A 24,882-nucleotide genomic window follows, 5' to 3' on the forward strand; every position below is an offset into this window, starting at 1 on the left:
GCCCTTGAGGATCGCGCCATTGACGATCAGCCGCTTCAAGGCCGGCGCGTTCAGCGCGTCGTACTTGCCGGTGATCCAGGTGAAGGTGTCGCGCGAGGCCGAGTCGACCGCGGCCTGATAGTTCTTGGGCAGGGCGTTCCACTTGTCGATGTTGATGATGTTGTGGCCCTGGCTCGTGCCTTCCCACCAGCCGGGATAGTAGTAGTACTTCGCGACCTTGGCGAAGCCGAGCTTCTCGTCGTCATAGGGGCCGACCCACTCGGCCGCGTCGATCGTGCCCTTCTCCAGCGCCGGATAGATGTCGCCGCCGGCGAGTTGTTGCGGCACGCAGCCGAGCTTGGCGAGGATGGTGCCGGCGAAGCCGCCGATGCGCATCTTCAGGCCCTTGAGATCGTCGACGGTCTTGATCTCCTTCCTGAACCAGCCGCCCATCTGCGCGCCGGTCGAGCCGGTCGGAATGCCGTAGACGTTATGCTCCTTCAATAGGTCGTTGACGAGATCCTGTCCGCCGCCCCACAGCAGCCACGAGATCTGCTGACGCGTGTTCAGTCCGAACGGCAGCGCAGTTGCGAAGGTGAAGGCGGGATTCTTGCCCCAATAATAATAGAGCGCGGTATTGCCGATCTCGACGGTGCCGTTGGAGACGGCATCGAGCACCTGCAGGCCCGGAACGATCTCTCCGGCCGCAAACGGCTGGATCTGGAATTTGTTGTCGGTGATGTCGGCGACCTTCTTGCAGAAATATTCGCAGCCGCCATAGAGCGTATCGAGCGCCTTCGGCCAGCTGGTGGCGTAGCGCCATTTGACCTCGGGCGAGGATTGCGCGATCGCGGGCGCGGCGACCGCGGTGCTCGCGGCCAGGCTGGCGCCCGTCACCTTCAGGAATTCACGACGTTTCATGCGTACCCTCCGTGATGCCGATGCTTCGACCAGGGACGATCTTGCGGTCGTTTCTTCCTCGTCGAGCTCGCAATTGTTGATTGAGAAAAGTGAGCGCTTCCGAGACGGCCCCCTCTCGGGGCTCTTCTTGCCGGAATTCCGATCGTTGCGGTTCCGCACGCGAGGATGATCGCCTGCGCCGCGATAATCAAGCCTGATGCCGCCGTCCGGCGCCTATGCCGCAGCACAGCGAGAGCGGCGGGCTCGCCCGCATGGGCTGGCGGGAGGTGTCCTGCTCCGCCCACTGCTCGTCTGCGCCGCTTGCCGCGCCGGAGCGGCCAGACGTTGCCAATTCCGGGAGAACTCGCGTATGCATGACGTCCGGGATCGCAATGCGGGAAATCGAGATGGCGATGGAGCTGAGGGGCGCGACAGGCGAGGGTTTTGCGACGATCGCCGCTGACGGTCGCGTGCTGGATTCCTGGTTTCTTCAGCTGCGTCTGGTTGCGGAGGCCGACAAGGCGGCAACGACACGGCTGACGCCGGACGAAATCTCCAGGTCGTTGGGAGAAGCGGCGGACGGTTATGCGCGGCACGACGACATCCGCAATGTCGACATCGTTGCCATCCGTACCGACATTGGCTCCCTCGCATCCGCGCCTGTTGACGTGCACGATGCCTATCTTCGCCTGCATCTGCTCAGCCATCGGCTGGTCCGGCCGAATTGCCTGAACCTCGACGGGATTTTCGGCCTGCTGCCCAACGTCGCCTGGACCAGCTTCGGTCCGTGCGAAGGCGTTCGCGTGCCGCAGGCGCAAATGGCTGCGCGCAAGCGCGGCCTCGCGTTCGAGGTGACTGGCGTCGACAAGTTTCCGCGCATGACCGACTACGTGACGCCTGCGGACGTGCGCATTGCTGATGCGGACCGCGTCAGGCTGGGAGCCCATCTGGCGCCGGGCACGACGGTGATGCATGAGGGCTTCTGCAACTTCAATGCCGGCACGCTCGGACCCTGCATGGTCGAAGGCCGGATCAGCGCCGGCGTCGTGGTGGGACGCGGCAGCGATGTCGGCGGCGGAGCGTCGATCATGGGCACGCTGTCAGGCGGCGGCAAAGAGAGAATTACGGTTGGCGAGCGCTGCCTGATCGGAGCCAATGCCGGCATCGGCATTTCATTGGGCGATGATTGTATCGTCGAGGCAGGCTGCTACATCACAGCGGGCGCGCGCATCCTGCTGGAGGATGGCCGGGTCCTGAAAGCAAAGGAGCTCTCGGGCCAGAAGGGCCTTCTGTTTCGTCGCAACTCCCAGAGCGGCGCTCTCGAGGCCACCAGGCGCACGCCAAACTGGGAGGGCCTCAACGCGCAACTTCACGGCTAGGGCGTTTCGGCTCCCGGCCCCCACGCAGAAGTCTGCGTGGCGTATGGGCTCTCATCGGCCGATCTTCTTGATGCACGTGGGTTCGCCGGCAGGCTGCGGTGTGCACTCCCAGTCGGGTCCAAAACCCGCACCGGCGTTCTGCTGTGGCAAGAATGGGTGATAGATAACGACGGCCGCGAAAATGGTGATCGCGATGATCGCCGGCACCAGCATCCATGCGATGCCCGCACGGTCCGGACTCCACTGGAGGCGCCGAATCAATCGTTGTCGTCTTGGATTGGGGTGTTTCACCGCGGTATCTTAGCCGGTGGCTACTGATCGGTCAGCCATGACGTCAGGCCCAAATCATGTCGACCAAGTGGGGCCGTGATGACCTGGCCGGACAGCAGAGAGGCCGCCCACGGGGGCGACCTCTCTCTCGCGAGCAAGTCGGCAAAGACGATATCAGAAGGGCGGCTGGCCGGGTCCCGACCCCGGTCCGAACGGACCGCGCTGGTTGCCCGGGCCCTGCAGGCCACCGAAGATCAGGCCGCCGACCCAGGTGACGGCGTCCTTGATGGCGCCGCCGATGGCGCGGAAGGCATCGCCGAGCCAGTTGCCGCCGACGACGGCCTCTAACTCCGCGTCAGTCAGTTCGATCATTCCGGATTTCACGTGTTCCGAGTTCAGCATTGTCGTCGCTCCTGTTCAGATTGTGAGTGTCAGAAATGTTGAGACGTCAGGTGTTCAGCGGTGGAAGATGCCACCCGGCAGCCAGGGGTTCGGGCCGAGAGGCTGATGCGTCGTGATCTTTCCGTCGACGATCCACGGACCGATGCAGCCGCCGTCGTTATAGAAGCCACCGCACACGGTCTCGAGTTCACGCTCGTCCAACTCTTGATGCTTCCGATTGCCATGCTCAGTCATGTGTATCTCCCGCTGTTGAAGGAGGGTGCCATCCCCTCTCATGTCGTGGTCGTAGCTGTATCGCAGGCCGTTCGGGGTGACTGTGATGCGCGTCACGGGAGCAAATGAGAGGGGCTCATGACCCCCGGCTGCTCTTGCAGTTGCTCCTGTTGACCAGCCTCGCTCCCGCCACGAGCAGATGTCTTCCTGCTCCGCTTCGCCGAGCAAAAGCCGGCGTTAACGACGCTTAACGGTTCCAGCCGGAGCGGACGGCGTTTCGAAGTTTATTAAAACTTGCCGGCTACCCCTTCGAGGCAGCGATCCGGAGAGAGACATGGGCAAGCGGGCAAAACGTGGAAAGGCAAAGACGCTCGCGCTCCCGATGGCCGCACGCGTCGCGATCGGCGCCGCGGCCGTTGCCGCAGGCGGGTATGTCGTGTGGTCCAACTCGACCAGCGTCCTGCCGATGCGCAAGCCGTCCGTTCATGAAGCCGCGGCGTCCTCGACCCCGGTTTACGTGTCGACCCCGGCCCATGTCTCGGCGCCAACCCAGGCTCCGGCTCCGACGCCGTCCCCGGCTCCTCTGGTCGAGCCGCCAAAAGCCGCCGACGGTCCCGGAAAATTCGCGCGGCAGGTCGTCGACTATGCCAGCCATCAGGCGCCGGGCACCATCATCATCGATACTGGAAACACGTTCCTCTATCTCGTCCTGAACGACGGGCAGGCGTTGCGTTACGGCATCGGCGTCGGCCGCGAGGGATTCACCTGGTCCGGCGAGCAGACCGTGGCCCGCAAGACGGAATGGCCGGATTGGCGTCCGCCGGCAGAGATGATTTCGCGTCAGCCCTATTTGCCGCGGTTCATGGCGGGCGGTCCCGGCAATCCGCTCGGCGCCCGGGCGATGTATCTCGGCGAGACCGAATATCGCATTCACGGCACCAACAAGCCCGACACGATCGGCAAGCGGGTGTCGTCCGGCTGCATCCGGCTGACCAACGAGGACGTCCAGGATCTCTACGATCGGGTGAAAGTCGGAGCGAAGGTGATCGTGCTTCCGGCAACCGCGGCCCATGCACCGTCACAGGCCACAACGCCCGACGCCGCCTCGCGATTGCCGGACCCCGCATCGCCTTCGAAGCGCCCCACCGCAGCCAACGCGCAGATGCTGCCGTCCGGAGCGAAGGTCGCTCAGGCGCAGTAAATCGGTCCTGTTGTCCCCGGTCAGCAATCGGGGAAGCAGATTCTGCGCAGCATCAGGCAAGATCGCCCCGCAGGAAATCCAGCACGAGATCGGCGAATTTGTCCGGCTGTTCCAGCGGCGCGAGATGGCCTGTGGCCATGTCCACATACCGGCTGCCGGGTATGAGGGCCGCGAGTTCTCGCGCATGGGCGGGAGGAACCATGTGGTCGTGGATGCAGCCGATCACCAGCGCAGGCTTGGCGATGCGCGGCGCCCGGTCACGGACGTCGATGGTCAGGTCCAGTTCGATCTGCCGCGCCATCCCCTCCCAATTGGTGTTGGTGACGATCTCGTCGACCGCAGCGCTGATCGCAGCATCGTCCAGGCTCGACAGGAAATCCGGGCTGAAGCCGGTGATCAGGATGAAGCGCGCCATCGCCCGATGATCCGTGCGGACCAGGTCGCGCCATAGCTCGAACTGCATCGTCTGACGGGCGTCGGCGCTCGACGCGAAGCCGGCGAGCAGGACGACCGACCGGACCAGATCCGGGTATTCGGCCGCGATGTAGGTCGCGACCGCCGCGCCAAGGGAGAAGCCGACGAGATCGAAAGGTGCGGCCGCGGCGTCCTTCACAGCGGCGACCACCTGGGCGGCAAGCAGCGCGACCGTCAGCGGCCCCCCTTTGTCGATCGTCGCGCCGGATCCTGAGTAATCCGGCCGAACGACCGTCCGGCTTTCCGCCAGACGCCCGACCATCTGGCTCCAATTGGTTTGCGAATTGCCGCCGGTGCCGTGCACGAGCACCAACCCCGGCCCCGATCCTTCAATTTGATAGGCAACCCTTGCATCGCCAACTTGAACGACAGGCATTCCAAAACTCCCGACCTCTTCAAATGAGTCCTGCAGCAGGCTACAGTCTCACAGCGCTGTCAGGGTCAAGGAGATCGAGGATGCAGATCGGAGAATTGTCGCGTCGGACGGGCGTCAGCGTGCGCATGCTGCGCTACTATGAAGAAGAAGGATTGCTGCAGCCCTCGCGGCGGGACTCCGGCTACCGCGACTATGGCCCGGCCGAAGAGCAGCTCGTGCGGCGTATCCGCGTGTTCAGCGATGCCGGCTTGAAGCTCCACGCAATCCGCACGCTGTTGCCGTGTGTGCTGAACGACCGTCCCGAGCTCGAGCTCTGCAATGAGGTTCGAGCGACCCTGAACCGCGAGATCGGCGGCATCGAAGAACGCATTGCCTGCCTCGAATCCAGCCGCGACATTCTCGTCGGCTATCTCCGTCAAGACGCGAAACGGCCTCGGATTGGCGTGCGCCTGCAGCGATGATTTGACGCCGGTCTAAGCGGACGGGGTGGGATATGCCATGTGGAGGAAGCAAACGTGGCCAGAATGTTCAGGCGGGATCGACCAGCGGTACGGCCGACACTCGTGGAGAGGATGGACCTCTGGCTTTCGAAGGGCCACGTCGTTGATGGCCTTTGGGTCGGCAGTTTTCGACCCGAGGCGAAGCCAGCCATTCGACGTATACTTCCAGCCAAACGCAGCCCGGGCATTGGCATGCCGTATCTGATGCGAACTCCGGCTCTCGAAGAGCTGCCTGCGCTTTCGGCGCTATGTTTTCGGTCGAAGGCAATATGGGGTTACGACGACGACTTCATGGAGATGTGTCGTCGTGAGCTCTCGTTTGATGCGCTTGAATTGCGATCGACTTCGATCGTCGTTGCGGAAGAGCATGGGAAAATCGTCGGCGTCGCGCAGGTCAAGGTCGTGGGAAAGGAAGCCGACTTGCTTAAGCTCTTCGTCGAGCCGTCCGCACTGAGCGGCGGTGTCGGCAGGGCTCTCTTGGCTTGGGCCGCCGCCAAAGTGGCAAGTCTCGGCGCCGACAAGCTCGTGATCGAGGCCGATCCGGACGCCGCACCCTTCTATCGACGGATGGGCGCAGAAGACTGCGGTGTGGTGCCGTCCGGTTCGATCGCCGGACGATTGCTTCCAAAACTCGTCATGGACCTATCCCTTCCTTCGCGAACGCCACTTCCATCGCCTTCCTCGTCTTGATCGTCTCATTGCCAGCGTCGAACTCCACATCGCTCCAGCGCACGATCTCGCCATGGGCGACGTCGTGCTTCAGCTTGAGGCGATGCGCGAGCCCGATTGGCAGGGCGCCGGCCTTGAGGCTCGCGGCCGCCGGCACCAGTCTGCCCCACACCGTGTAGCCGCCTTCGCCGTCCAGCATCTCGCCGGCGCGCAAGTTTCGTTTGGTGACGGAAGCGACGTCGCCGCGGAAGCCGAAGGGCTGCCCGGTCGGCTCGCCGCGCAGCGCGGCCGACAGCACCGAGATGTTCAGCTCGAGCCCGATCAAATGATAGGGCTTGTACATCGCCGCGAAGCGGCCGCTGGAATCGGTCTTCAGGCCGTATTGCTTGAAGCAGTCGGCGGCGTAGTCGTTTGGCGCTTCCAGCACCACATAGACGCCCCAGCGCAAATCACGAAACACCGGCCGTCCGTCGCGCTCCAGCGACGAGACGACCTCCACCACGCCCGACCGCTCCAGCACGCCGCCGCGCGACCGTGGACGCATGATGTGCGGCAGATCGTCGACGCCACAGGGCGGAAACAACAGCCCGCCCGCCGGCACGTCGAGCCCGCAGGCATTGGCAATCGCCGCCATCTCGATCGCCGATTTGGTGCCGTCGAGGAACGAGTTGAACATCTGCGGATTCATGCCGGCCGATTGCGCTTCGCTCGCGGTCAGGCCGTAATGCTGCCAGACGCCGTCGGGCGTCACGTCGTGATAAGCGGGCAGATATTTTGTCCCTTTGCCGGCGGCGACGACACGAAAGCCTGTGGCGCGGGCCCAATCGACCATCTCCGCCGTCAGCGCCGGCTGGTCGCCATAGGCGAGCGAGTAGACCACGCCCGCTTTCCGCGCTTCCTCGGCGAGCAGCGGACCCGCCAGCACGTCGGCCTCGACGTTCACCATCACGATGTGCTTGCCTGCCGCGATGGCTGCGCGCGCGTGGCGGATGCCGACGGCGGGATTGCCGGTCGCCTCGACCACCACATCCATCGCGCCGCCGGCGATGGCGCGCACCCCGTCATCGGTGAAGACGGTCGCCGCGATCCGCTCCGCGCTCCAGCCGACAGTCCGGCAGGCCTCGCGCGCCCGGTCGCGGTCGATGTCGACGATGATGGGAACTTCAAGCCCCGGCGTATGCGGCACCTGCGCCAGAAACATCGAGCCGAATTTGCCGGCGCCGATCAACGCGACCCGGACGGGCTTGCCGGCAGATGCGCGGGCCTGAAGGAGGCGGAAGAGGTTCATGGGGCTTTTTCCGGTGATGCAGAATTTCGTGAGACGCGCGTCTCTCTCAACTCGTCATGGCCGGGCTTGACCCGGCCATCCACGTCTTTGGTCGCGGCTGGAACGTGGATGCCCGGGACAAGCCCGGGCATGACAACCAGGGATGTTTCGCAAGTGAGTTCACTCTGCCGCCTGGCGCGGCGCACGTGCCAGCCGCAGCAGCGCGTCATCGTCCACCGTCTTGATCGGCGTGAAATCGCGATGCGCGATGTACTCCGGCCGCGTCGGTGTGCGAATGTAGTTCGAAACCGCATTCAGCGTCAGGTAGACGATCTTGCGCGGGTAGGGCGTGATGTTGCCGCTTGATCCATGCACGAGATTGCCGTGGAACATCAGCATGCCGCCGGGCTTGCCAGTCGGGGCCACGATGCCGCCCTGCTTGACCAGGCGCGTCACGGTGTCCTCGTCCAGCGTCCACAGCGGGTACGAGGTGGTCGAAAGATCGTGCGAGGCCTGCAGGTCGCCGGCGTTCTGGCTGCGCGGCACCAGCATCAGGGGGCCGTTGATCGGCATCACCTCGTCGAGGAAGATCGCGATGTTCATCGCGCGCGGCTCCGGCATGCCGTCGTCGCGCTTCCAGGTGCCGTAATCCTGGTGCCACTGCCAGACGTCGCCGGTGAAGGCCGATTTCGCGTTGATCTTGAACTGGTGCATGTAGACGGGCTCGCCGAACACCTGCTCGACCGGCTCGATCATGCGCGGATGCGCGCCCAAAATGCCGAACGCCTCATTGTAGAGATGCGCGGCAAAGGCGGTGCGCGGCGCGCCGCTCTTCTCGCGCCAGACCTCGGGCCGGTTGGCGTCATAGATGCCGATCGCCTCGCGCGCGAGCAGATCGACCTCCTCCTGGGCAAACAGCTCGGGCAGGAACAGCCAGCCCTCGCGGTGGAAGAACTCCAATTGCTCTCGGGACAGTTTCATGGGGTCGTCCTCCTGCTTGTCGTTTTGTTTGTTGTTCGCTCCACCGTCATGGCCGGACTTGACCCGGCCATCCACGTCTTTGCTTCCACGTTAAGAAGAACGTGGATGCCCGGCACAAGGCCGGGCATGACGGCGTGTTACGCCGCCACCTCGTCCGTCGCTCTCAATCTCTCCTCGGTCATCCGTCCCGCCGTCTGTGCATGCGCCAGCGCGGCGCCTTCGGCCGCGTCAGCGTCGCCCGCGAAAATGTGCTTTGCGATGTCGGCATGTTCGGCCCATGCGCTGCCGCGATAGTCGAGCTCCGACAGCACGGTCGCCATCGAGCGGCGCATATGCGGCCATTGCGGCGTGATCGTCTCCTCGATCACGGGGTTGCCGGCGAGCTGATAGATGGCGCGATGAAATTCGACATCGAGCGCGATCAGCTCGGCCAGATCAGTCTTGCGATCGATGCGGCGACCGGCGGCGAGCGCCGCCTCCAGCCGCGCCCGGCCCGCCGCGTCGGTCGCCGACCGCTCGGCCGCAAGCCGTGCCGCGAGTGCATCGATCGCGCCGCGCACCTCGTAGAGCTGCCGGATGCGCGCGGGATCGAGCTGGGTGACTTCAAAGCCGCGCTTGCCGCTTTCGGCGACGAGCCCCTGCCGGTGCAACAGATGCAGCGCATGCGACACCGGCTGGCGCGACACGCCGAGCTTGTCGGCGAGCTCGTTCTGGCGAATCCGCTGGCCGGGCTCAAGCGTGCGGTCAGAGATCGCCTCCAGGATCCGGGCATAGACCTGGTCGATCAGGTTGGGGAGCGGGTCGAGCGGGATCACGCCTGTAGCTCCAGATCGAGATGGAATACGGAATTCCGTATTCGAAGTTAGCTCAGGAGGGGGCGGCCGTCAACGCCACCGCGTCATGGCGCTCCAACCCATTGATCTTGTTGGACCGCCCTACTGTGCATGGGGTTGTTTTCGAAAACGTGCGGCGGCACCTACTCCGCCAGGAAGCGGCTCACCACCTCGCCGAACTCAAGCGGCGCCTGCTCGAACATCCAGTGGCCGGCATTGTCGATCACCGCGGTCTTGCTGCCGGCGATGTGCGCGGCCAGCACGCGCCACATCACCGACAAGCTGCCGGTGGTCGCGCCGCCGCCGATCAGCAATGTCGGCGTCTTGATCGCCTGCGCATCGCCGAGCGTGTAGGGCCGGCGCTGCTCGTTGATCTGGCCGAGCAAGGTCAGCGTGTTGTCGCGCAGTTGCTGCTTGGCCGCCGCTGGCACGCGCCGCCACGCGCCGTCGCCTTCGATGCCGTCATAGAAATTCTGCAGCGCGCCCTCGATGTCGCCGGCGCGGATCATCTCGACCGAGCGGATCGTCTTCGCCGCCAGCGGCGGATGCGCCGGCGTGCCCTCCGGCACCGGCAGGCTGGCATCGAGGTCGCCGCCGGGCTCGGCCAGCACCAGCTTGTGCAGCAGATCCGGCCGCGCCTGCGCGATGCGAAAGGCGATGTGCCCGCCGCGCGAATGGCCCATCAGGTCGACGGGGCCGGGCTCGACCTGCTCGATGAAGGCGATGGTATCGGCGACATGCTGCGCCATCTTGTAATCGTCGCCGACAGCATCCCAATGCTCGGGAAAGAAATGCCGCAGGCTGATCGCGATCACCCGATGGTTCTTCGACAGCGGGCCGAGCACCGGATACCAGGTACGGAAATCACCTAGCGTGCCGTGCACGCAGACCAGCGGCCGGCCCTCGCCGACGTCGAGATAAGCCATGTCGTAACCGTTGACGCGAAAGCTCTGCATGATCAGCTCGCCAGAAAATCCAGCACCACTTCGGAATATTTCTGCGGCGCCTGCTCGAACATCGGATGCGTCGCGTTCGGGATGATCGCCGTCTTGGAATAAGGCACATGCGCGGCGAGCGCGTGCAGCACCTTCGGCAAGAGGCCCTTGGTGCGCGCGCCCAGGATGAACAGCGTCGGCATCTTGATCTGTTCCGCATCCGCCTTCGAGAACGGCGGGCGATTGTCGCGAACCTGGCCAATGAGGGTATAGGCGTTGTCACGCAAATTCTGCTTCACCATCGCCGGCAGCCGCGGCCAGGTGCCGGCGCCTTCCAGCGTGTCGACGAACACGGCAAGGCCGCCGTCAACATCGCCCGCCGCGATCTTTTCTGCCGAAGCCGTAAATCGCGCCAGCAGCGGCGAGGGGCCGCCGACATAGTCCGGATCGAGGCTCGCATCGAGCTCGCCCCCGGGCTCGGCCAGCACCAGCCGGCGCAACAGATCGGGCCGCTGCTGCGCCACGCGAAAGCAGATGTGCCCGCCGCGGGAATGGCCCATCAGGTCGACGGGGCCGAGGTCCAGCTTCTCGACAAAGGCGATGACGTCACTGACATGCTGCGCGATCGAATAGGTATCGCCAACGCCGTCCCACTTCGCCGGGAAGAAGTGCCGCAAGGAGGGGACGATCATCCGGTGCCGCTGCGTCAGCGGCCCGAGCACGCAGCCCCAGACACGGAAATCCGAGAGCGAGCCGTGCACGCAGACCAGCGGTGGCCTGTCTCTGTCATCGCCCACGTCGAGATAGGGCATGTCATAACCAAAGACGTAGAGGCTTTGCATTCTGGACTCGCTAGCGGGCGGAACTCCTGTGCAAGATTCCCGGAAACCGGGTGGATCGCAACTATTTCCAAGCCTAGATTTAGGCCGAGAGCACAATGGGGGCATGCGAGAAGGACGCAAGCTCAGGAACCACGCCATGACCGACCAGCATTTTGCCCTGTTCGACACCAGGATCGGCCTCTGCGCGATCGCCTGGGGCCCGCGCGGCATCAACGGCACGCAGCTCCCGATGGGCGGCGAGCAGAAGATCCGCACCCGCATCAGCCAGCGCCATGCCGACGCCACCGAGGCCGAGCCGACGCCTGAGGTGCAGCACGCGATCGACCGCATGACCAAGCTGCTCGCGGGCGAGCCTGATGACCTCACCGACATCGCGCTCGATCTCGACGGCGTGCCCGAGTTCAACCGCGGCGTCTACGGGATTGCCCGTGCGATCCCGCCTGGCAAGACCATCACCTACGGCGACATCGCCAAGCAGCTCGGCGGCGTTCAGCTGTCGCGCGATGTCGGCCAGGCCCTCGGCCGCAACCCGTGCCCGATCGTCGTGCCCTGCCATCGCGTGCTCGCGGCCGGCAACAAGCCCGGCGGCTTCTCGGCCAATGGCGGCGTGGTGACCAAGCTGAAGATGCTGGAGATCGAAGGCGCGCTGGTGAACCACACGCCGAGCTTGTTCGATTGAGGCTCAAATCTTTGCCGTCGTTTTCGGCCAATATCTGTCGCGCAGATGCCGCTTCACCAGCTTGCCCGTCGGCGTACGCGGCAGCTCGGCTTCGAAATCGATTGAGCGCGGGCACTTGATGGCCGACAGACGTGTCTTGCAATAGGCGATCAGCTCGGCCTCCAGCGCCTTGCCAGCGCGCGTCATGTCGTGCGGCTGCACCACGGCCTTGACCTCTTCGCCCATCTCCTCGTTCGGCACGCCGAACACCGCGACGTCGGCGACCTCGGGGTGAGTGATCAGCAAGTCCTCGGTCTCCTGCGGATAGATGTTCACGCCGCCGGAGATGATCATGTAGGACTTGCGGTCGGTGAGATAGAGGAAGCCATCCTTGTCGAGATAGCCGACGTCGCCGAGCGTCGACCAGCCCCTGGCGTTGTAGGCCTTCTTCGTCTTCTCAGGGTCGTTGTGATAGGTGAAAGCGGGCGCGTCGGCAAAGTAGACCGTGCCGATCTCGCCTGTCGGCTGCTCCTCGTCGTTCTCGTCCAGAATTTTGATCTTGCCGACCACGGCGCGGCCGACGCTGCCGCGATGCTCCAGCCATTGCTGCGAGCTGCACACGGTGACGCCGTTACCTTCCGAACCCGCGTAATACTCGATCAGGATCGGCCCCCACCATTCGATCATCCTGGCCTTGACGTCGATCGGGCAGGGCGCCGCGGCGTGGATCGCGCCCTTCAGCGTCGAGACGTTGTACTTTGCGCGGACATCGTCTGGCAGCTTCAGCATACGCACGAACATGGTCGGCACGAGCTGGGATTGCGTGACCTTGTATCTCTCGACCAGCCCGAGAAAATCCTCGGCGTCGAAATGCTCCATGATGATGGAGGTGCCGCCGAGCACGATCGCCATCATGTTGAAGCGCAAGGGAGCCGCGTGATAGAGCGGCGCGGGCGAGAGATAGATGCTTTCGGCATTCATGCCGCACATGTCGGCGCAGAGCACCTTCAGCAGCGGATTCGGCGTGTCGATCGCCTTGCCTTCAAACGCCTTCTTGACGCCTTTCGGCCGTCCGGTCGTGCCGGACGAATACAGCATGTCGTAGCCGGCGACCTCGTCTGCGATCGGCGTGATCGGTTGCGCGGCTGCTTCCTTGTCGTAAGAGCGGAAGCCGGGTAGCGGCTCGTCCATCATGTAGAAGATCGGCTCGCCCGGCGTACCCTCGATCAGGCCCTTGACCTGGTCGGCGCATTTCGGCGTGGTGATCACGACCTTGGCGCCGCAATCGGCGATGATGTAGTCGATCTCGTCCTGCTTCAGATAGCGGCTGATCGCGGTGTAATAGAGCCCGCTGCGTTGCGCCGCCCAGCAGATCTCCATGAAGGCGAGGCGGTTTTCCATCAGCAGTGCGATGTGGTCGCCGGCCTTCAGCCCCAGCGAGCGAAAGAGTTGCGCGCCCTGGTTCGAGAGTTCGTCTAGCTCGCGATAGGTGATCGCCTTACCGGTGCCGGCCATCTGGTAGGCGATCTTGTCGGGCGTGGTGCGGGCGTGGATGGAGGGGTGAGACATGTCGGAAATCTCGCAACAGAAACGGTGTCATCCCGGCAAAGGCCGGGATCCATAACCACCGATGCAGATTGTTGAAACGCGATGGCGCTCCAGTTCGCCCTAACCACGAAGTCCAGTGGTTATGGGTCCCGGCCTCCGCCGGGACGACATCGTTCGTGTGGCGAAGTCTCGGCCTTACAACCGCTCCACAATCGTCACGTTGGCCATGCCGCCGCCTTCGCACATGGTCTGAAGGCCGTAGCGCTTGCCGCGCTGGTGCAGGGCGTGGACCAACGTCGTCATCAGCTTGGTGCCGGAGCCGCCGAGCGGATGGCCGAGCGCAATGGCACCGCCATTGACGTTCAGGCGGGCGGGATCAGCACCGGTGGTCTTCAGCCAGCCTGCTGGCACCGAGGCGAAGGCCTCGTTGACCTCGAACAGGTCGATATCGTCGATCGTCATGCCGGCCTTTTCCAGCGCCTTCTTCGTGGCGTGCAAGGGCGCGTCAAGCATGATGACCGGATCGCCGCCGGTCATGGTCATATGATGAATGCGCGCCAGCGGCGTGGCGCCGAGCTGTTTCAGGCCGCGCTCGCTCACCACCATGACGCCCGAGGCGCCGTCGCAGATCTGGCTGGCGCTGGCCGCGGTGAGCTTGCCGTTCTCGGCGATCAGCTTGACGCCCTTGATGCCGTCGAGGGTGACATCGAAGCGGATGCCCTCGTCGATGTGATGGGTGTCCTTAGAGCCATCCGCGCGGGTGATCTCCAGCGGCACGATTTCCTTCTTGAAGTGACCAGCTTGCGTCGCTGCGATCGCGCGCTGATGGCTCTGGAAAGAATATTCGTCGAGGTCGTCCTTCGACAGGCCGTACTTCTCGGCCATCATCTCGGCGCCGGTGAACTGGCTGAACACGATGTTCGGATACTTCTTCTCGATGCCCGGGCTCTTGTAATTGCCAAAGCCGTTCTTGGCCGGCAACTGCGACGACAGGCCCATCGGCACGCGCGTCATCGATTCCACGCCGGCGGCGATCACCACGTCCATGGTGCCGGACATCACGGCTTGCGCCGCGAAGTGCAGCGCCTGCTGCGAGGAACCGCACTGCCGGTCGATCGAGGTGCCCGGCACGCTCTCCGGCAGTTTCGAGGCCATGATCGCGTTGCGCGCGACGTTGTTGGACTGCTCCCCGACCTGCATCACGCAGCCCATGATCACGTCCTCGACCAGGGCGGGATCGACCTTGGTGCGGTCGACCAGCTCGTCCAGCACTTTCGCGGCGAGATCGGCCGGATGCCAGCCGGCGAGGCGGCCCCCCTTGCGCCCGCCGGCGGTACGCGCTGCGGCGACGATGTAAGCCTCGGCCATTTCGGTCTCTCCCATGATTGTTCTGAATTGAGTTGTCGCTGTTTTAAGGGGCAGACTATCGTTTAGTCAATCGATCAATTAACTCTTGTGGGAAGGCGCTGCTTGGGCTTATCTGCGGCCCGCCTCAAGCGGCGAGAGCAAGGGATCTCCGTGAATACCAGCGTACCGAGCCGGCTCCCCAGCGGGAAAAATTCCACGGCAGAGAAATTGCTCGTGGCCGCCAGCGAGCTGATGATCGAACGCTCCTCGATCGAGATCTCGCTCTCGGACATCGCGCAGAAGTCGGGCGCCAATGCCGCGCTGGTCAAATATCATTTCGGCAACAAGGACGGCCTGCTGCTGGCGCTGCTCGCGCGCGATGCCGCGACCGAGATGTCCAATCTCGAATATCTCTTGGCGCAGCCGATCACGGCGACGGCGAAGCTGAAGCTGCACATCGCCGGCATCATCCGCGCCTATCACCGGTTCCCCTACATGAACCGGCTGATCCACTATCTGCTGCACGAGAGCGTGGCTGAGTCCGCCGACGAAGTCTCAAAATTCTTCGTCGCGCCGCTGTTCGACTTTCATCGCCGGCTGCTCGAGGAAGGCGTCAGCCGCGGCGAGTTCCGCCAGACCGATCCGGTGCTGTTTTACACCAGCCTGATCGGCGCCTGCGATCATCTGTTCTTCGGCCGGCACGCGATGTCTCGCGCGACCGGCGTCGGCCCGGTCACCGACGACGTCTGCCGGCAATACATCAAGCACATGGAAACGCTGATCTGCGGCGGCATCCTCACGCAAGCCGGGGAAGCTGCCGCGGCCGGATAATCCGGCCAGGACTCACAAGTCTAGAGAAGAAACGCCCAAGGAAAGGTAGCCTGTCATGGAATTGAAAGACGTAGCCGTTCTCATCACCGGTGGTGGCTCGGGGCTTGGTGAAGCGACCGCGCGAGCCATGGCCGCCAAGGGCGCCAAGATCGGCGTCATCGACCAGAACAAGGACAACGCCGAAAAGGTCGCCGCCGAGGTGAAAGGCATCGCGCTTCACGCCGACGTCACCAGCGAGGAGCAGATCAAGGCCGCGATCGCCAAGGCCGAAGCCGCGCATGGCGTTGCACGCGTGCTGATGAACTGCGCCGGCATCGGCGGCTCGCAGCGCATCGTCGGCCGCGACGGCGTCTATCCGCTGGAAAAGTTCTCCCGCATCATCAACGTCAATCTGATCGGCACCTTCAACTGCCTGCGCCTGTTCGCCGAGCACCTCGTCACCATCGAGCCTGTCGGTGAAGAGCGCGGCGTCATCATCAACACCGCTTCGGTGGCGGCTTACGAGGGTCAGATCGGCCAGATCGCCTATTCGGCGTCGAAGGGCGGTGTTGTCGGTTTGACCTTGCCTGCGGCGCGCGACCTCGCCAGCCAGAAGATCCGCGTCAACACCATCGCGCCCGGCCTGTTCTTCACGCCGCTGCTGATGGGCCTCAACGAGGAAGCCCGCAAGAGCCTGGGGGCGCAGGTGCCGCATCCCTCGCGCCTCGGCGATGCCAAGGAATATGGCGCACTCGCCGTGCACATCGTCGAGAACGCGATGCTGAATGGCGAAACCATCCGCCTCGACGGTGCCATCCGCATGGCGCCGCGGTAGTGGTTCTCTTCCCTTCTCCCCTTGTGGGAGAAGGTGGCGCGAAGCGCCGGATAGGGGTTCTTTCCGCGATTTCATCTGCAGAGGCAGACCCCTCACCCGAGCGAATGCGCGGTTAGCGCGTTCATGCCCTCTCCCACAAGGGGAGAGGGCACAGCAATCGGCACCATCGTTGCGGATGAAGGAAAGTCGCGCATGTCCCAACCGCTGCTGATCGAGCATGATGACGGCGTCGATCGGGTGACGCTCAATCGGCCTGATAGCCTCAACGCGCTCGATCCCGCGCTGATCGATGCGCTCAACGTCTACTTCCAGGGCCTGCAACGCAACCGCGACACGCGGGTCGTCGTGCTGCGCGGCGCCGGCAAGAATTTCTGCGCAGGCCTCGATCTCAAGGCCGCGATGGCGCGCCGCGCCGGGCAGCAGGAGCCGCCTGATGTCACGGCGTCGCTGGATTCGCAACGGCGCATCGCCGACATCGTGATGCTGATGCGGCGCTGTCCGCAGCCGATCATCTCGCTGGTGCAGGGCGCAGCGGCCGGCGGTGGTTTTGCGCTGGCGTTGGCTTCCGACATTCGCATCGCGACGAAGTCGGCGCGGATGAACTGCGCTTTCATCAAGCTCGGGCTCGGCGGCTGCGACATCGGCACCAGTTACTTTCTGCCGCGGCTCGTTGGTGTCTCGGTGGCGTCAGAGTTAATTCTGACTGGACGTTTCATCGGTGCCGAGCGTGCGCTGGCGGTGGGACTCGTCTCCGAGGTCGTCGACGAGGACAAGCTCGATGAGGCCGCCGAGCCTTACGTCGACGCGATGATGACGGCTTCGCCGGTCGGGCTGCGCCTATCAAAGGAATGTCTCAACATGAGCGTCGATGCGGGATCGCTGGAAGCCGCGATCGCGATGGAGGATCGCAACCAGGTCCTGTGCAGCCGCTCCGAGGAATTTTCGGAAGGCATCAGGGCCTTCCTTGAGAAGCGAAAGCCTGTCTATATCAAGCGCTGAGAACGAAGATCCGCCAAGGACGATAATTCCGGGAGACGCAAAATGAGTGGAAGCGCGGCGGCGGTGATGTCAAAGCCCGCCTTTCGCAAGGTCGAGTGGCTGAAGCGAGACATCGACGTCGAGCGCCGCGCCGACGGCACGGTGGTGCTGAAGTCGCGCATTCCGCTGCAGCCTTACGAGAAGCATCTTCCGGCGTCGCTGGCGAGGTGGGCGAAGGAAGCGTCCGAGCGCATCTGGCTCGCGCAGCGCGGCGGACCAAACCGCGAATGGCGCAAGGTCTCCTATGGTGAAGCCAAACGCGCCGTGGATGCGCTGACGCAGGCGTTATTGAATCTGAAGCTCGAGGGGCGTCCCGTCGCGATCCTCTCCGGCAATTCGATCGAGCACGCGTTGATGACGCAGGCCGCGATGCAGGCGCGCGTTCCTGCCGCGCCGGTGTCGCCGGCCTACTCGTTGATGAGCCACGATCACGTCAAGCTGAAATATTTGTTCGATCTGATCAAGCCGGCTGTGGTGATGGTGCAGGACGGCCCGACCTTCGAGAAGGCGTTGAAAGCGCTCGATCTCACCGGTGTCACCGTGGTTCATGTTCTGCGGCCCTGCGAGGGCGTCAAGAGCGTCAGCTTCGCCGAGTTGGCGGCAACGCCGGTGACGGCCGATGTCGAGGCGTCGATTGCAACAATCACGCCCGACACTGTCGGCAAGCTGTTGTTCACCTCGGGCTCGACCGGCATGCCCAAGGCGGTGATCAACACGCAACGCATGATGTGCGCCAATGCGGCGATGATGATGCAGGTGCGGCCGCGCACGCCCGGCGGCCCGCTGCCGGTGGTGCTGGACTGGATGCCCTGGAACCACACCATGGGCGGCAATGCTGCATTCCATCCGGTCCTGGTCGAGGGCGGCACGCTCTATATCGACGACGGTCGGCCGATGCCGGGCCAGCTCGACGAGACCATCAAGAATCTGCGCGAGATCTCGCCGACCTATTATGCCAACGTTCCGGCCGGCTATGCCGCGCTCGCGGCGGCCATGGAGAAGGACGACGCACTGTGCCGCTCCTTCTTCAAGAACCTCTCGATCATGGCCTATGGCGGGGCGCGGTTGCCGGATGATCTCTACGAACGCATGCAAACCCTCGCCGTGAAGACCACCGGCGAGCGCATCGTCTTCTACACCGGCTGGGGTTCGACCGAGACCGCGCCGACCTCGACTGGCACCTATTGGGACACCGAGCGCGTCGGCCTGATCGGCCTGCCGTTCCCCGGCGTCGAATTGAAGATGGTGCCGTGCGGCTCGAAATACGAACTGCGCCTGCGCGGTGTCAACGTCACGCCCGGCTATTTTGGCCAGCCCGAGCTGACGAAGAAGATGTTCGACGAGGAAGGTTTCTACTGCATCGGCGATGCCGGCATCTTCGTCGACGACGCCGATCCGGTGAAGGGCATCATCTTCGCCGGGCGTGTCGTCGAGGATTTCAAGCTCACCACCGGCACTTTCGTCCATGTCGGTTCACTCCGGACCGATGCCATCGCGGCGGCGACGCCGGTCGTGCATGATGCGCTGGTTGCGGGGCAGGATCGCGCCTTCATCGGCCTGCTCGCCTGGCCGAACCTGCATGCCTGCCGCCAGCTCGTCGGCAATTCTGATCTGAGCTTCGATGATGCGGTGAAGCATCCCGAGGTGATCGCCTGTTTCAGGCGCGGGCTTGAGACGCATAATAGGGAATGTGAAGGCGCCAGCAGCCGCATCATCGCGCGGGCCATGCTGATGGCCGAGCCGCCCTCGATCGACGGCAACGAGCTCACCGACAAGGGCTACATCAACCAGCGCGCCGGCCTGGAGCGCCGCGCAGTGCTGGTCGAGCGGCTCTATGCGGACAAGCCGGATCAAGACGTCATCGTTCTGAAGTAATCGACATCATCAACACGGGTACGCGGCATGAACTTCGATTTCTCTGACGACCAGAAACAGCTTCGCGACCAGGCGCGCAAATTCCTCGCAGAAAAATGCTCGCCCAAGGCGGTGCGAATCGTGCTTGACGGCAAGGCGCCCTACGACAAGGAGCTCTGGAAAGGCCTCGCCGAGATGGGATTTCTCGGCGTTGCGATCCCCGAGGAATTCGGTGGTGCGGGCGCGGGTCATCTCGAGCTCTGCGTGATTGCGGAGGAGATGGGGCGCGCCATTGCACCGGTGCCGTTCTCCTCGACCGTATACCTGGCCGCCGAAGCATTGCTGATCGCGGGCAGCGAGGCGCAAAAGAAGAAGTGGCTGCCCGCGATTGCGTCGGGCGATGCGATCGGCACGTTGGCGCTGTTCGAGGGCAAGGGAAATCCTGCGCCGAAGAACGTCAAGCTGACGGCTGCGAACGGTGTCCTCAACGGTGCGAAGAAGCCGGTCGCCGACGGCGCGATCGCAGACTTCGCGGTGGTCGCGGCGCGCACCGGATCGAGCGGACGCGACGGCGACATCTCGCTGTTCCTGGTTGATCTCAAGGCAGGCGGCGTCGAGGTGAAGGGCCTCACCAACCTCGATCCGACCCGTGGGCAGGCCGAGATCACGTTCAAAGATTGCAAGGCGGAGCCGCTCGGTGCTGCCGGCGAAGGCTGGAGCATCCTCACTCAGGTGCTCGACCGCGCCGCGGTACTGTGTGCCTTTGAGCAGGTCGGCGGCGCCGACCGCGCGCTGGAGATGGGCCGCGACTACGCGCTCGACCGCATCGCCTTCGGCCGCCAGATCGGCTCGTTCCAGGCGATCAAGCACATGCTGGCCGACATGTATGTCTCGGCGACGCTGGCGCGCTCCAACAGCTATTACGGCGCCTGGGCGCTCTCGACCAACGCCGCCGAGCTGCCGGAAGCCGCCGCCGCCGCCCGCATCAGCGCGACGCAGGCGTTCCAGCACTGCGCCAAGAACAACATCCAGGTTCACGGCGGCATGGGTTTCACCTGGGAGTTCGACTGCCACATGTACTATCGCCGCGCCAACGCCATGGCGCTCGGGCTCGGCAGCCTCACCTATTGGGAAGACCAGCTGATCGACCGCATGCGCAAGAAGAACGCGGCGTGAGCGAGGGCACGATCATGAACTTCGACGACACCCCGCAAGAGGCCGAATTCCGTGCCGCCGCGCGCGCCTGGATCGCTGCGAACGCGCCGAAACAGTACGAGGACGAGCTGCGCAAATCCTCGCTGGGCCGCACCGTGCTCAAGAACGCTGACATTCTCGAGGTCGCAAAAGCCTGGCAGAAGAAGAAGGCCGATGCCGGCTGGGCCTGCCTGCACTGGCCGAAGGAATATGGCGGGCGCGGCGCCTCGCCGATCGAGCGCGTGATCTGGCAGCAGGAGGAGGGGCCGTTCGGCCAGCTCTCCCGCGTGTTCATCATCGGCCACGGCATGTGCGGGCCGACCATGATGGCGTTCGCGCGCGAGGAGCATAAGCGCAGCTATCTGCCGCCGCTCGCGTCCGGCGAGAAAGTCTGGTGCCAGCTCTTCTCCGAGCCTGCGGGCGGCTCCGACGTTGCAGGCTTGCGCACGCGCGCGGAGAAGGATGGCGATGATTGGGTGATCAACGGCCAGAAGATCTGGACCTCGGGCGCGCATTATTCGGACTACGGCATCTTGCTGACCCGCACCGATCCAACCGTGCCCAAGCACAAGGGCCTCACCATGTTCTTCCTGGACATGAAGAGCGAGGGCGTCGAGGTGCGGCCGATCAAGCAGGCAAGCGGTGCCTCCGACTTCAACGAGGTCTATTTCACCAATGTCCGCATTCCCGACCATCAGCGTCTCGGCGAAGTCGGCGACGGCTGGAACGTCTCGCTGACCACGCTGATGAACGAGCGCAGCGCCATCGGCGCGGCCGTCTCGACCGGATTTCCGGAGCTGTTCGAATATTGCTCCGGTCTGATGCTCGATGATGGTCCGGCGATCGAGGATCGCGCGGTGCGCTCGAAGCTGGCCAACTGGGCCGTGAAGGCGAGCGGGTTGAAATACACCAGCATGCGCGCGATCTCGGCGTTGTCGAGGGGTGAGCGGCCGGGACCGGAAAACTCCATCGGCAAGCTGGTGGCGGGCTCGATGATCCAGGATGTCGCCACCTACGCGCTGGACTTGCAGGGCGCGACTGGCGTGGTGAGTGGCGAGGATGCCGAGCTCGCTGGCCGTTTCCAGGCCATGCTGCTGCGTGCGCCCGGCACCCGGGTCGAAGGCGGCACCGACGAGATCATGCGCAACATCATCGCCGAGCGGGTGCTGGGCCTGCCCGGCGACATCAGGGTCGACAAGGACGTGCCGTTCAACAAGATCCCGACCAGGGGAAGAGGTTAGAATCGTAGGGTGGGCAAAGGCGCGGTACGCGCCGTGCCCACGAATTCTATCGAGGGAAAGTGGTGGGCACGCTTCGCTTTGCCCACCCTACGCATCGCGCAAGGATTGAGAGGTCCGGCCATGAATTTCGACGACACCCCGCAGGAAGCCGCATTCCGCGACACCGCGCGCAAATGGATCGCCGCCAATGCGCCGAAGGAATTCGAGCAGGAGCTGTCGAAATCCTCGCTCGGCCGCATCAGGCTTGCGAAGCACGACATGGTCGATGTCGGCAAGGCTTGGCAGAAGAAGAAGTTCGAGGGCAACTGGGCCTGCCTGCACTGGCCGAAGGAATATGGCGGTCGCGGCGCCACGCCGATCGAGCGCGTGATCTGGCAGCAGGAAGAGGGCGTCTACGGCAAGCTGACGCAGCCGTTCCAGATCGGCGAGGGCATGTGCGGCCCGACCGTGATGGCCTGGGGCAGCGAAGATGCGAAACGTCGCTATTTGCCGAAGCTCGCAGCGGGCGAAGAGATCTGGTGTCAGCTGTTCTCCGAGCCGTCGGCCGGCTCCGACGTCGCGGGCCTGCGCACGCGCGCGGAGAAGAAGGGCGACGCCTGGGTCGTCAACGGCCAGAAGATCTGGACGTCGGGCGCGCATTATTCCGACTATGGCCTGTTGATCGCGCGGACCGATCCAAATGTGCCCAAGCACAAGGGTCTCACCATGTTCTTCCTGGACATGAAGAGCCCAGGCGTCGAGGTGCGGCCGATCAAGCAGGCCAATGGCATGCAGGAGTTCAACGAGGTCTATTTCACTGACGTCGTGATCCCCGACAGCCAGCGGCTCGGTGCCGTCGGCGAGGGCTGGAGCGTGTCGCTGACGACGCTGATGAACGAGCGCATGTCGATCGGCGCGCGGCTCGCGACCGGCGTCCCTGAAATGTTCGAGTTCTGCTCGAACCTGATGCTGGAGGACGGGCTCGCCATCGACGATCCCGCGGTGCGCTCGAAACTTGCGAGCTGGGCCGTGAAGTCGAGCGGACTGAAATACACCAGCTACCGCGCGATCTCGGCGCTGTCGAAGGGGGAGCGGCCGGGACCGGAGAATTCGATCGGCAAGCTGGTCTCGGGCATGATGCTCCAGGACATCGCGACCTACGCCATGGATCTCCAGGGCGCAGCCGGCGTCCTCACAGGCAGCGACGAGGAGACGGTGCACGGCCAGTTCCAGCAGATGCTGCTGTCGTCACCCTCGATGCGCATCGCTGGCGGCACCGACGAGATTCTGCGTAACATCATCGCCGAACGCGTGCTGGGATTGCCGGGCGACATCAGGGTCGACAAGGACGTGCCGTACAACAAGATCCCGACCAAGGGGCGGTGACGACTTCAACCGCGGAATCGTCGGGTGGGTTAGCGTAACCCACCTCTTTAGCTTCCGCGGAGGCAGAAAGTGGTGGGTTACGCCTTCGGCTAACCCACCCTACGAAGGGTGAGCGAGTTCATGGACGCACAAGTCAACCAAGCCAATCGCATCGGCGTGCTCGAAGAGCTGCTCAACGAGCGCTATTCCGTCCGCGCCTTCCTACCGAAGGAGGTCGACCGTGCCTCCATCGAGCATGTGCTGACCACGGCGCAGCGCACAGCGTCCTGGTGCAACAGCCAGCCCTGGCAGGTCATTATCGCCAGCGGCGAGGCCAAGGAGCGTTTCCGCCAGCTGATCTACAAGGAGGCCTCGGGCGGCCTCGGTGACGACTATGATTTCACGCCGCCGCGCGAATATGTCGGGGTCTATCTCGAACGCCGCCGCGAGAGCGGCTTCCAGCTCTACAACACGCTCGGTATTGCCCGCGGCGACAAGGCCGCCTACGCCAAGCAGGCCCTGGAGAACTATAATTTCTTCGGCGCGCCGCATGTTGCGATCATTCACACCCATGAGCCGCTCGGCATCTATGGTGCGATCGATTGCGGTGCTTACGTCTCGAATTTCATGCTGGCCGCCCAGGCGCTCGGGCTCGGCACGATCCCGCAGGCCGCGCTGGCGCGCCATTCCGGCCTGATCCGGCGCCACTTCAACTTGCCTGACGATCGCCGTGTCGTCTGCGGTATCTCGTTCGGCTATGCCGACGCCGCGCACAAGGTCAACAGCTACCGAACCTCGCGCGCATCAGTCGCTGATACCGTGACGTTCGTGGAGAAATAGCGCACGTGAAATGGCGGCCGCGCGAACGGCCGCCTTCACATCGTTCGGGGTCGATTGACGCGCTAGCCGCCGCTGCCGCCGATCACGGCGCGCACGGTCTCGTCGGGCCCGAAGTCCTCGGCGCCGTCGACATAGAGCAGCGCGGCGAGCTTCGAGCGTGCGCGGTTGACGCGGCTCTTGATGGTGCCGACCGCACAGCCGCAGATCGAGGCCGCGTCCTCATAGGAGAAGCCGGAGGCACCGACCAGGATCAAGGCTTCGCGCTGGTCCTGCGGAAGCTTGTCGAGCGCGGTGCGGAATTCCTCGAATTCGAGATGGGCGTTCTGCGAGGGCTGCGTCTTCAGCGTCTTGGCATAGTTGCCCTCGGCGTCCTCGACCTCGCGCCGCCGCTTGCGATAGTCGGAGCGGAACAGGTTGCGAAGGATCGTGAACAGCCATGCCGGCAGATTGGAGCCGGGCTGGAACGAGTCGATGTTGGCGAGGGCACGGAGCAGCGTTTCTTGCACCAAATCGTCGGCGCGGTCCGCATTGCCGCTGAGCGATATCGCAAACGCGCGAAGGCTCGGCACAGCCGCAAGGATGTCGTCACGCAGGGAATTTGTGAGAGGCATTAATCCCTCCCATTGTTGTCGTTGGAGCCCCCAGCCCCATTCTCGTTCTGAGATCCACCTCCCGGCGCATCAAGCTTTTTGATGAGCTCCGCGAACCGGTCCGGAACCCCTTGCCGCACGACGTCGTCGTACATGGCGCGCAGCTGATGCCCTATCCGGGACTGAATCTCCGGAGTCAGGCCTCCCTTGCCGGGGGTCGTGCTTTTGCTGGCTTGAGACTTGAGATCTTTCATGACCTGTTCCACGTTTCCCCGAGTTAAGTGACTGCAAAATAGAGAAATTTTCTCAACCGGGAGCCGTTCCCTGGATAGGCACAATTCCAGGTTCGATAAAAAGTTCCG

27 protein-coding genes (1 of these 27 only partly in view) are annotated in these 24,882 nt (G+C 64.0%); 13 read left to right on the forward strand and 14 right to left on the reverse strand.

Annotated features, from left to right (window positions below; all coding sequences use genetic code 11):
- On the reverse strand, positions 1-900 hold the 5' portion of the coding sequence (locus G8O24_RS13645; RefSeq protein ID WP_188099996.1) for a TRAP transporter substrate-binding protein. 192 nt of this gene lie to the left of the window's left edge; only the first 900 of its 1,092 coding nucleotides appear in the window; its start codon is at positions 898-900; its stop codon lies beyond the left edge, outside the window.
- A 353-nt stretch (positions 901-1,253) separates the two neighbouring features.
- Between G8O24_RS13645 and dapD the strand changes: the two genes are divergently transcribed.
- Positions 1,254-2,258, forward strand: coding sequence for a 2,3,4,5-tetrahydropyridine-2,6-dicarboxylate N-succinyltransferase (gene dapD, locus G8O24_RS13650; protein ID WP_249778721.1), 1,005 nt, complete (start codon positions 1,254-1,256; stop codon positions 2,256-2,258).
- Positions 2,259-2,309: 51 nt separating this feature from the next.
- On the opposite strand, the gene G8O24_RS13655 is transcribed toward dapD, so the two are convergent.
- The 3 genes from G8O24_RS13655 to G8O24_RS13665 form a co-directional block, all read right to left on the reverse strand.
- The gene (locus G8O24_RS13655; RefSeq protein ID WP_188099997.1) at positions 2,310-2,549 is read right to left on the reverse strand and encodes a hypothetical protein; all 240 of its coding nucleotides are present in this window, start codon (positions 2,547-2,549) and stop codon (positions 2,310-2,312) included.
- Between the two features lie 153 nt (positions 2,550-2,702).
- Positions 2,703-2,900: a hypothetical protein gene (locus G8O24_RS13660; RefSeq protein WP_210324906.1), complete on the reverse strand. Its 198-nt coding sequence runs from the start codon at positions 2,898-2,900 to the stop codon at positions 2,703-2,705.
- Between the two features lie 84 nt (positions 2,901-2,984).
- Positions 2,985-3,164 carry a hypothetical protein gene (locus G8O24_RS13665; protein ID WP_188100001.1) on the reverse strand — a complete coding sequence of 60 codons (180 nt, stop codon included), beginning with the start codon at positions 3,162-3,164 and terminating at the stop codon, positions 2,985-2,987.
- Positions 3,165-3,477: 313 nt separating this feature from the next.
- On the opposite strand from G8O24_RS13665, the gene G8O24_RS13670 reads away from it, so the two are divergent.
- Positions 3,478-4,344: a L,D-transpeptidase gene (locus tag G8O24_RS13670; RefSeq protein WP_188100003.1), complete on the forward strand. Its 867-nt coding sequence runs from the start codon at positions 3,478-3,480 to the stop codon at positions 4,342-4,344.
- A 52-nt stretch (positions 4,345-4,396) separates the two neighbouring features.
- On the opposite strand, the gene G8O24_RS13675 is transcribed toward G8O24_RS13670, so the two are convergent.
- Positions 4,397-5,128, reverse strand: a complete 732-nt coding sequence (locus G8O24_RS13675) for an alpha/beta fold hydrolase (RefSeq protein WP_311972292.1) — start codon at positions 5,126-5,128, stop codon at positions 4,397-4,399.
- A 146-nt stretch (positions 5,129-5,274) separates the two neighbouring features.
- Between G8O24_RS13675 and G8O24_RS13680 the strand changes: the two genes are divergently transcribed.
- Positions 5,275-5,655, forward strand: coding sequence for a MerR family transcriptional regulator (locus G8O24_RS13680; protein ID WP_188100007.1), 381 nt, complete (start codon positions 5,275-5,277; stop codon positions 5,653-5,655).
- A 111-nt stretch (positions 5,656-5,766) separates the two neighbouring features.
- Positions 5,767-6,384: a GNAT family N-acetyltransferase gene (locus G8O24_RS13685; RefSeq protein ID WP_188100009.1), complete on the forward strand. Its 618-nt coding sequence runs from the start codon at positions 5,767-5,769 to the stop codon at positions 6,382-6,384.
- On the opposite strand, the gene G8O24_RS13690 is transcribed toward G8O24_RS13685, so the two are convergent.
- From G8O24_RS13690 to G8O24_RS13710, 5 genes are all read right to left on the reverse strand, one after another.
- Positions 6,329-7,651 (reverse strand): NAD(P)H-dependent oxidoreductase, encoded by a 1,323-nt coding sequence (locus tag G8O24_RS13690; protein WP_188100011.1) that lies wholly within the window; start codon positions 7,649-7,651, stop codon positions 6,329-6,331. The two genes, G8O24_RS13685 and G8O24_RS13690, sit on opposite strands and share 56 nt — an antisense overlap.
- A gap of 159 nt (positions 7,652-7,810) precedes the next feature.
- On the reverse strand, positions 7,811-8,611 hold the full coding sequence (locus G8O24_RS13695; RefSeq protein WP_188100013.1) for a phytanoyl-CoA dioxygenase family protein: 801 nt from the start codon (positions 8,609-8,611) through the stop codon (positions 7,811-7,813).
- A gap of 137 nt (positions 8,612-8,748) precedes the next feature.
- The gene (locus G8O24_RS13700) at positions 8,749-9,426 is read right to left on the reverse strand and encodes a GntR family transcriptional regulator (protein WP_188100015.1); all 678 of its coding nucleotides are present in this window, start codon (positions 9,424-9,426) and stop codon (positions 8,749-8,751) included.
- Between the two features lie 161 nt (positions 9,427-9,587).
- Positions 9,588-10,400 carry an alpha/beta fold hydrolase gene (locus G8O24_RS13705; protein WP_188100017.1) on the reverse strand — a complete coding sequence of 271 codons (813 nt, stop codon included), beginning with the start codon at positions 10,398-10,400 and terminating at the stop codon, positions 9,588-9,590.
- A 2-nt stretch (positions 10,401-10,402) separates the two neighbouring features.
- Positions 10,403-11,221, reverse strand: coding sequence for an alpha/beta fold hydrolase (locus G8O24_RS13710; protein ID WP_188100019.1), 819 nt, complete (start codon positions 11,219-11,221; stop codon positions 10,403-10,405).
- Positions 11,222-11,357: 136 nt separating this feature from the next.
- Between G8O24_RS13710 and G8O24_RS13715 the strand changes: the two genes are divergently transcribed.
- The gene (locus tag G8O24_RS13715) at positions 11,358-11,900 is read left to right on the forward strand and encodes a methylated-DNA--[protein]-cysteine S-methyltransferase (protein ID WP_188100020.1); all 543 of its coding nucleotides are present in this window, start codon (positions 11,358-11,360) and stop codon (positions 11,898-11,900) included.
- Positions 11,901-11,903: 3 nt separating this feature from the next.
- On the opposite strand, the gene G8O24_RS13720 is transcribed toward G8O24_RS13715, so the two are convergent.
- Both G8O24_RS13720 and G8O24_RS13725 read right to left on the reverse strand, forming a co-directional pair.
- The gene (locus G8O24_RS13720; RefSeq protein WP_188100022.1) at positions 11,904-13,448 is read right to left on the reverse strand and encodes an acyl-CoA synthetase; all 1,545 of its coding nucleotides are present in this window, start codon (positions 13,446-13,448) and stop codon (positions 11,904-11,906) included.
- 174 nt (positions 13,449-13,622) lie between these two features.
- Complete coding sequence (locus G8O24_RS13725) at positions 13,623-14,795, reverse strand: acetyl-CoA C-acetyltransferase (RefSeq protein WP_188100024.1); 1,173 nt, start codon at positions 14,793-14,795, stop codon at positions 13,623-13,625.
- A 207-nt stretch (positions 14,796-15,002) separates the two neighbouring features.
- Between G8O24_RS13725 and G8O24_RS13730 the strand changes: the two genes are divergently transcribed.
- From G8O24_RS13730 to G8O24_RS13765, 8 genes are all read left to right on the forward strand, one after another.
- Positions 15,003-15,605, forward strand: coding sequence for a TetR family transcriptional regulator (locus tag G8O24_RS13730; protein WP_244645842.1), 603 nt, complete (start codon positions 15,003-15,005; stop codon positions 15,603-15,605).
- A gap of 55 nt (positions 15,606-15,660) precedes the next feature.
- Positions 15,661-16,419, forward strand: a complete 759-nt coding sequence (locus tag G8O24_RS13735; protein WP_188100028.1) for an SDR family NAD(P)-dependent oxidoreductase — start codon at positions 15,661-15,663, stop codon at positions 16,417-16,419.
- A 192-nt stretch (positions 16,420-16,611) separates the two neighbouring features.
- Positions 16,612-17,418 (forward strand): enoyl-CoA hydratase/isomerase family protein, encoded by an 807-nt coding sequence (locus tag G8O24_RS13740; RefSeq protein ID WP_188100030.1) that lies wholly within the window; start codon positions 16,612-16,614, stop codon positions 17,416-17,418.
- A gap of 42 nt (positions 17,419-17,460) precedes the next feature.
- Positions 17,461-19,332: an AMP-binding protein gene (locus G8O24_RS13745; protein WP_188100032.1), complete on the forward strand. Its 1,872-nt coding sequence runs from the start codon at positions 17,461-17,463 to the stop codon at positions 19,330-19,332.
- Positions 19,333-19,359: 27 nt separating this feature from the next.
- Positions 19,360-20,487, forward strand: coding sequence for an acyl-CoA dehydrogenase family protein (locus G8O24_RS13750; RefSeq protein ID WP_188100034.1), 1,128 nt, complete (start codon positions 19,360-19,362; stop codon positions 20,485-20,487).
- Positions 20,488-20,501: 14 nt separating this feature from the next.
- Complete coding sequence (locus G8O24_RS13755; RefSeq protein ID WP_188100121.1) at positions 20,502-21,746, forward strand: acyl-CoA dehydrogenase; 1,245 nt, start codon at positions 20,502-20,504, stop codon at positions 21,744-21,746.
- Positions 21,747-21,866: 120 nt separating this feature from the next.
- A complete protein-coding gene (locus G8O24_RS13760; RefSeq protein ID WP_188100036.1) occupies positions 21,867-23,111 on the forward strand; it encodes an acyl-CoA dehydrogenase in 1,245 nt (414 codons plus the stop codon).
- Positions 23,112-23,231: 120 nt separating this feature from the next.
- Positions 23,232-23,930, forward strand: coding sequence for a nitroreductase (locus G8O24_RS13765; protein WP_188100038.1), 699 nt, complete (start codon positions 23,232-23,234; stop codon positions 23,928-23,930).
- Positions 23,931-23,992: 62 nt separating this feature from the next.
- Here the strand turns inward: G8O24_RS13765 and G8O24_RS13770 are convergent, their stop codons facing one another.
- Both G8O24_RS13770 and G8O24_RS13775 read right to left on the reverse strand, forming a co-directional pair.
- Complete coding sequence (locus G8O24_RS13770; RefSeq protein ID WP_092288831.1) at positions 23,993-24,541, reverse strand: sigma-70 family RNA polymerase sigma factor; 549 nt, start codon at positions 24,539-24,541, stop codon at positions 23,993-23,995.
- Positions 24,541-24,774, reverse strand: coding sequence for a NepR family anti-sigma factor (locus G8O24_RS13775; protein ID WP_045004093.1), 234 nt, complete (start codon positions 24,772-24,774; stop codon positions 24,541-24,543). The genes G8O24_RS13770 and G8O24_RS13775 overlap by 1 nt, the downstream gene beginning before the upstream one ends.
- Between the last annotated feature and the right edge of the window lie 108 nt (positions 24,775-24,882).

The sequence above is a fragment of the Bradyrhizobium campsiandrae genome (genome assembly GCF_014529705.1).
Classification (GTDB): domain Bacteria; phylum Pseudomonadota; class Alphaproteobacteria; order Rhizobiales; family Xanthobacteraceae; genus Bradyrhizobium; species Bradyrhizobium campsiandrae.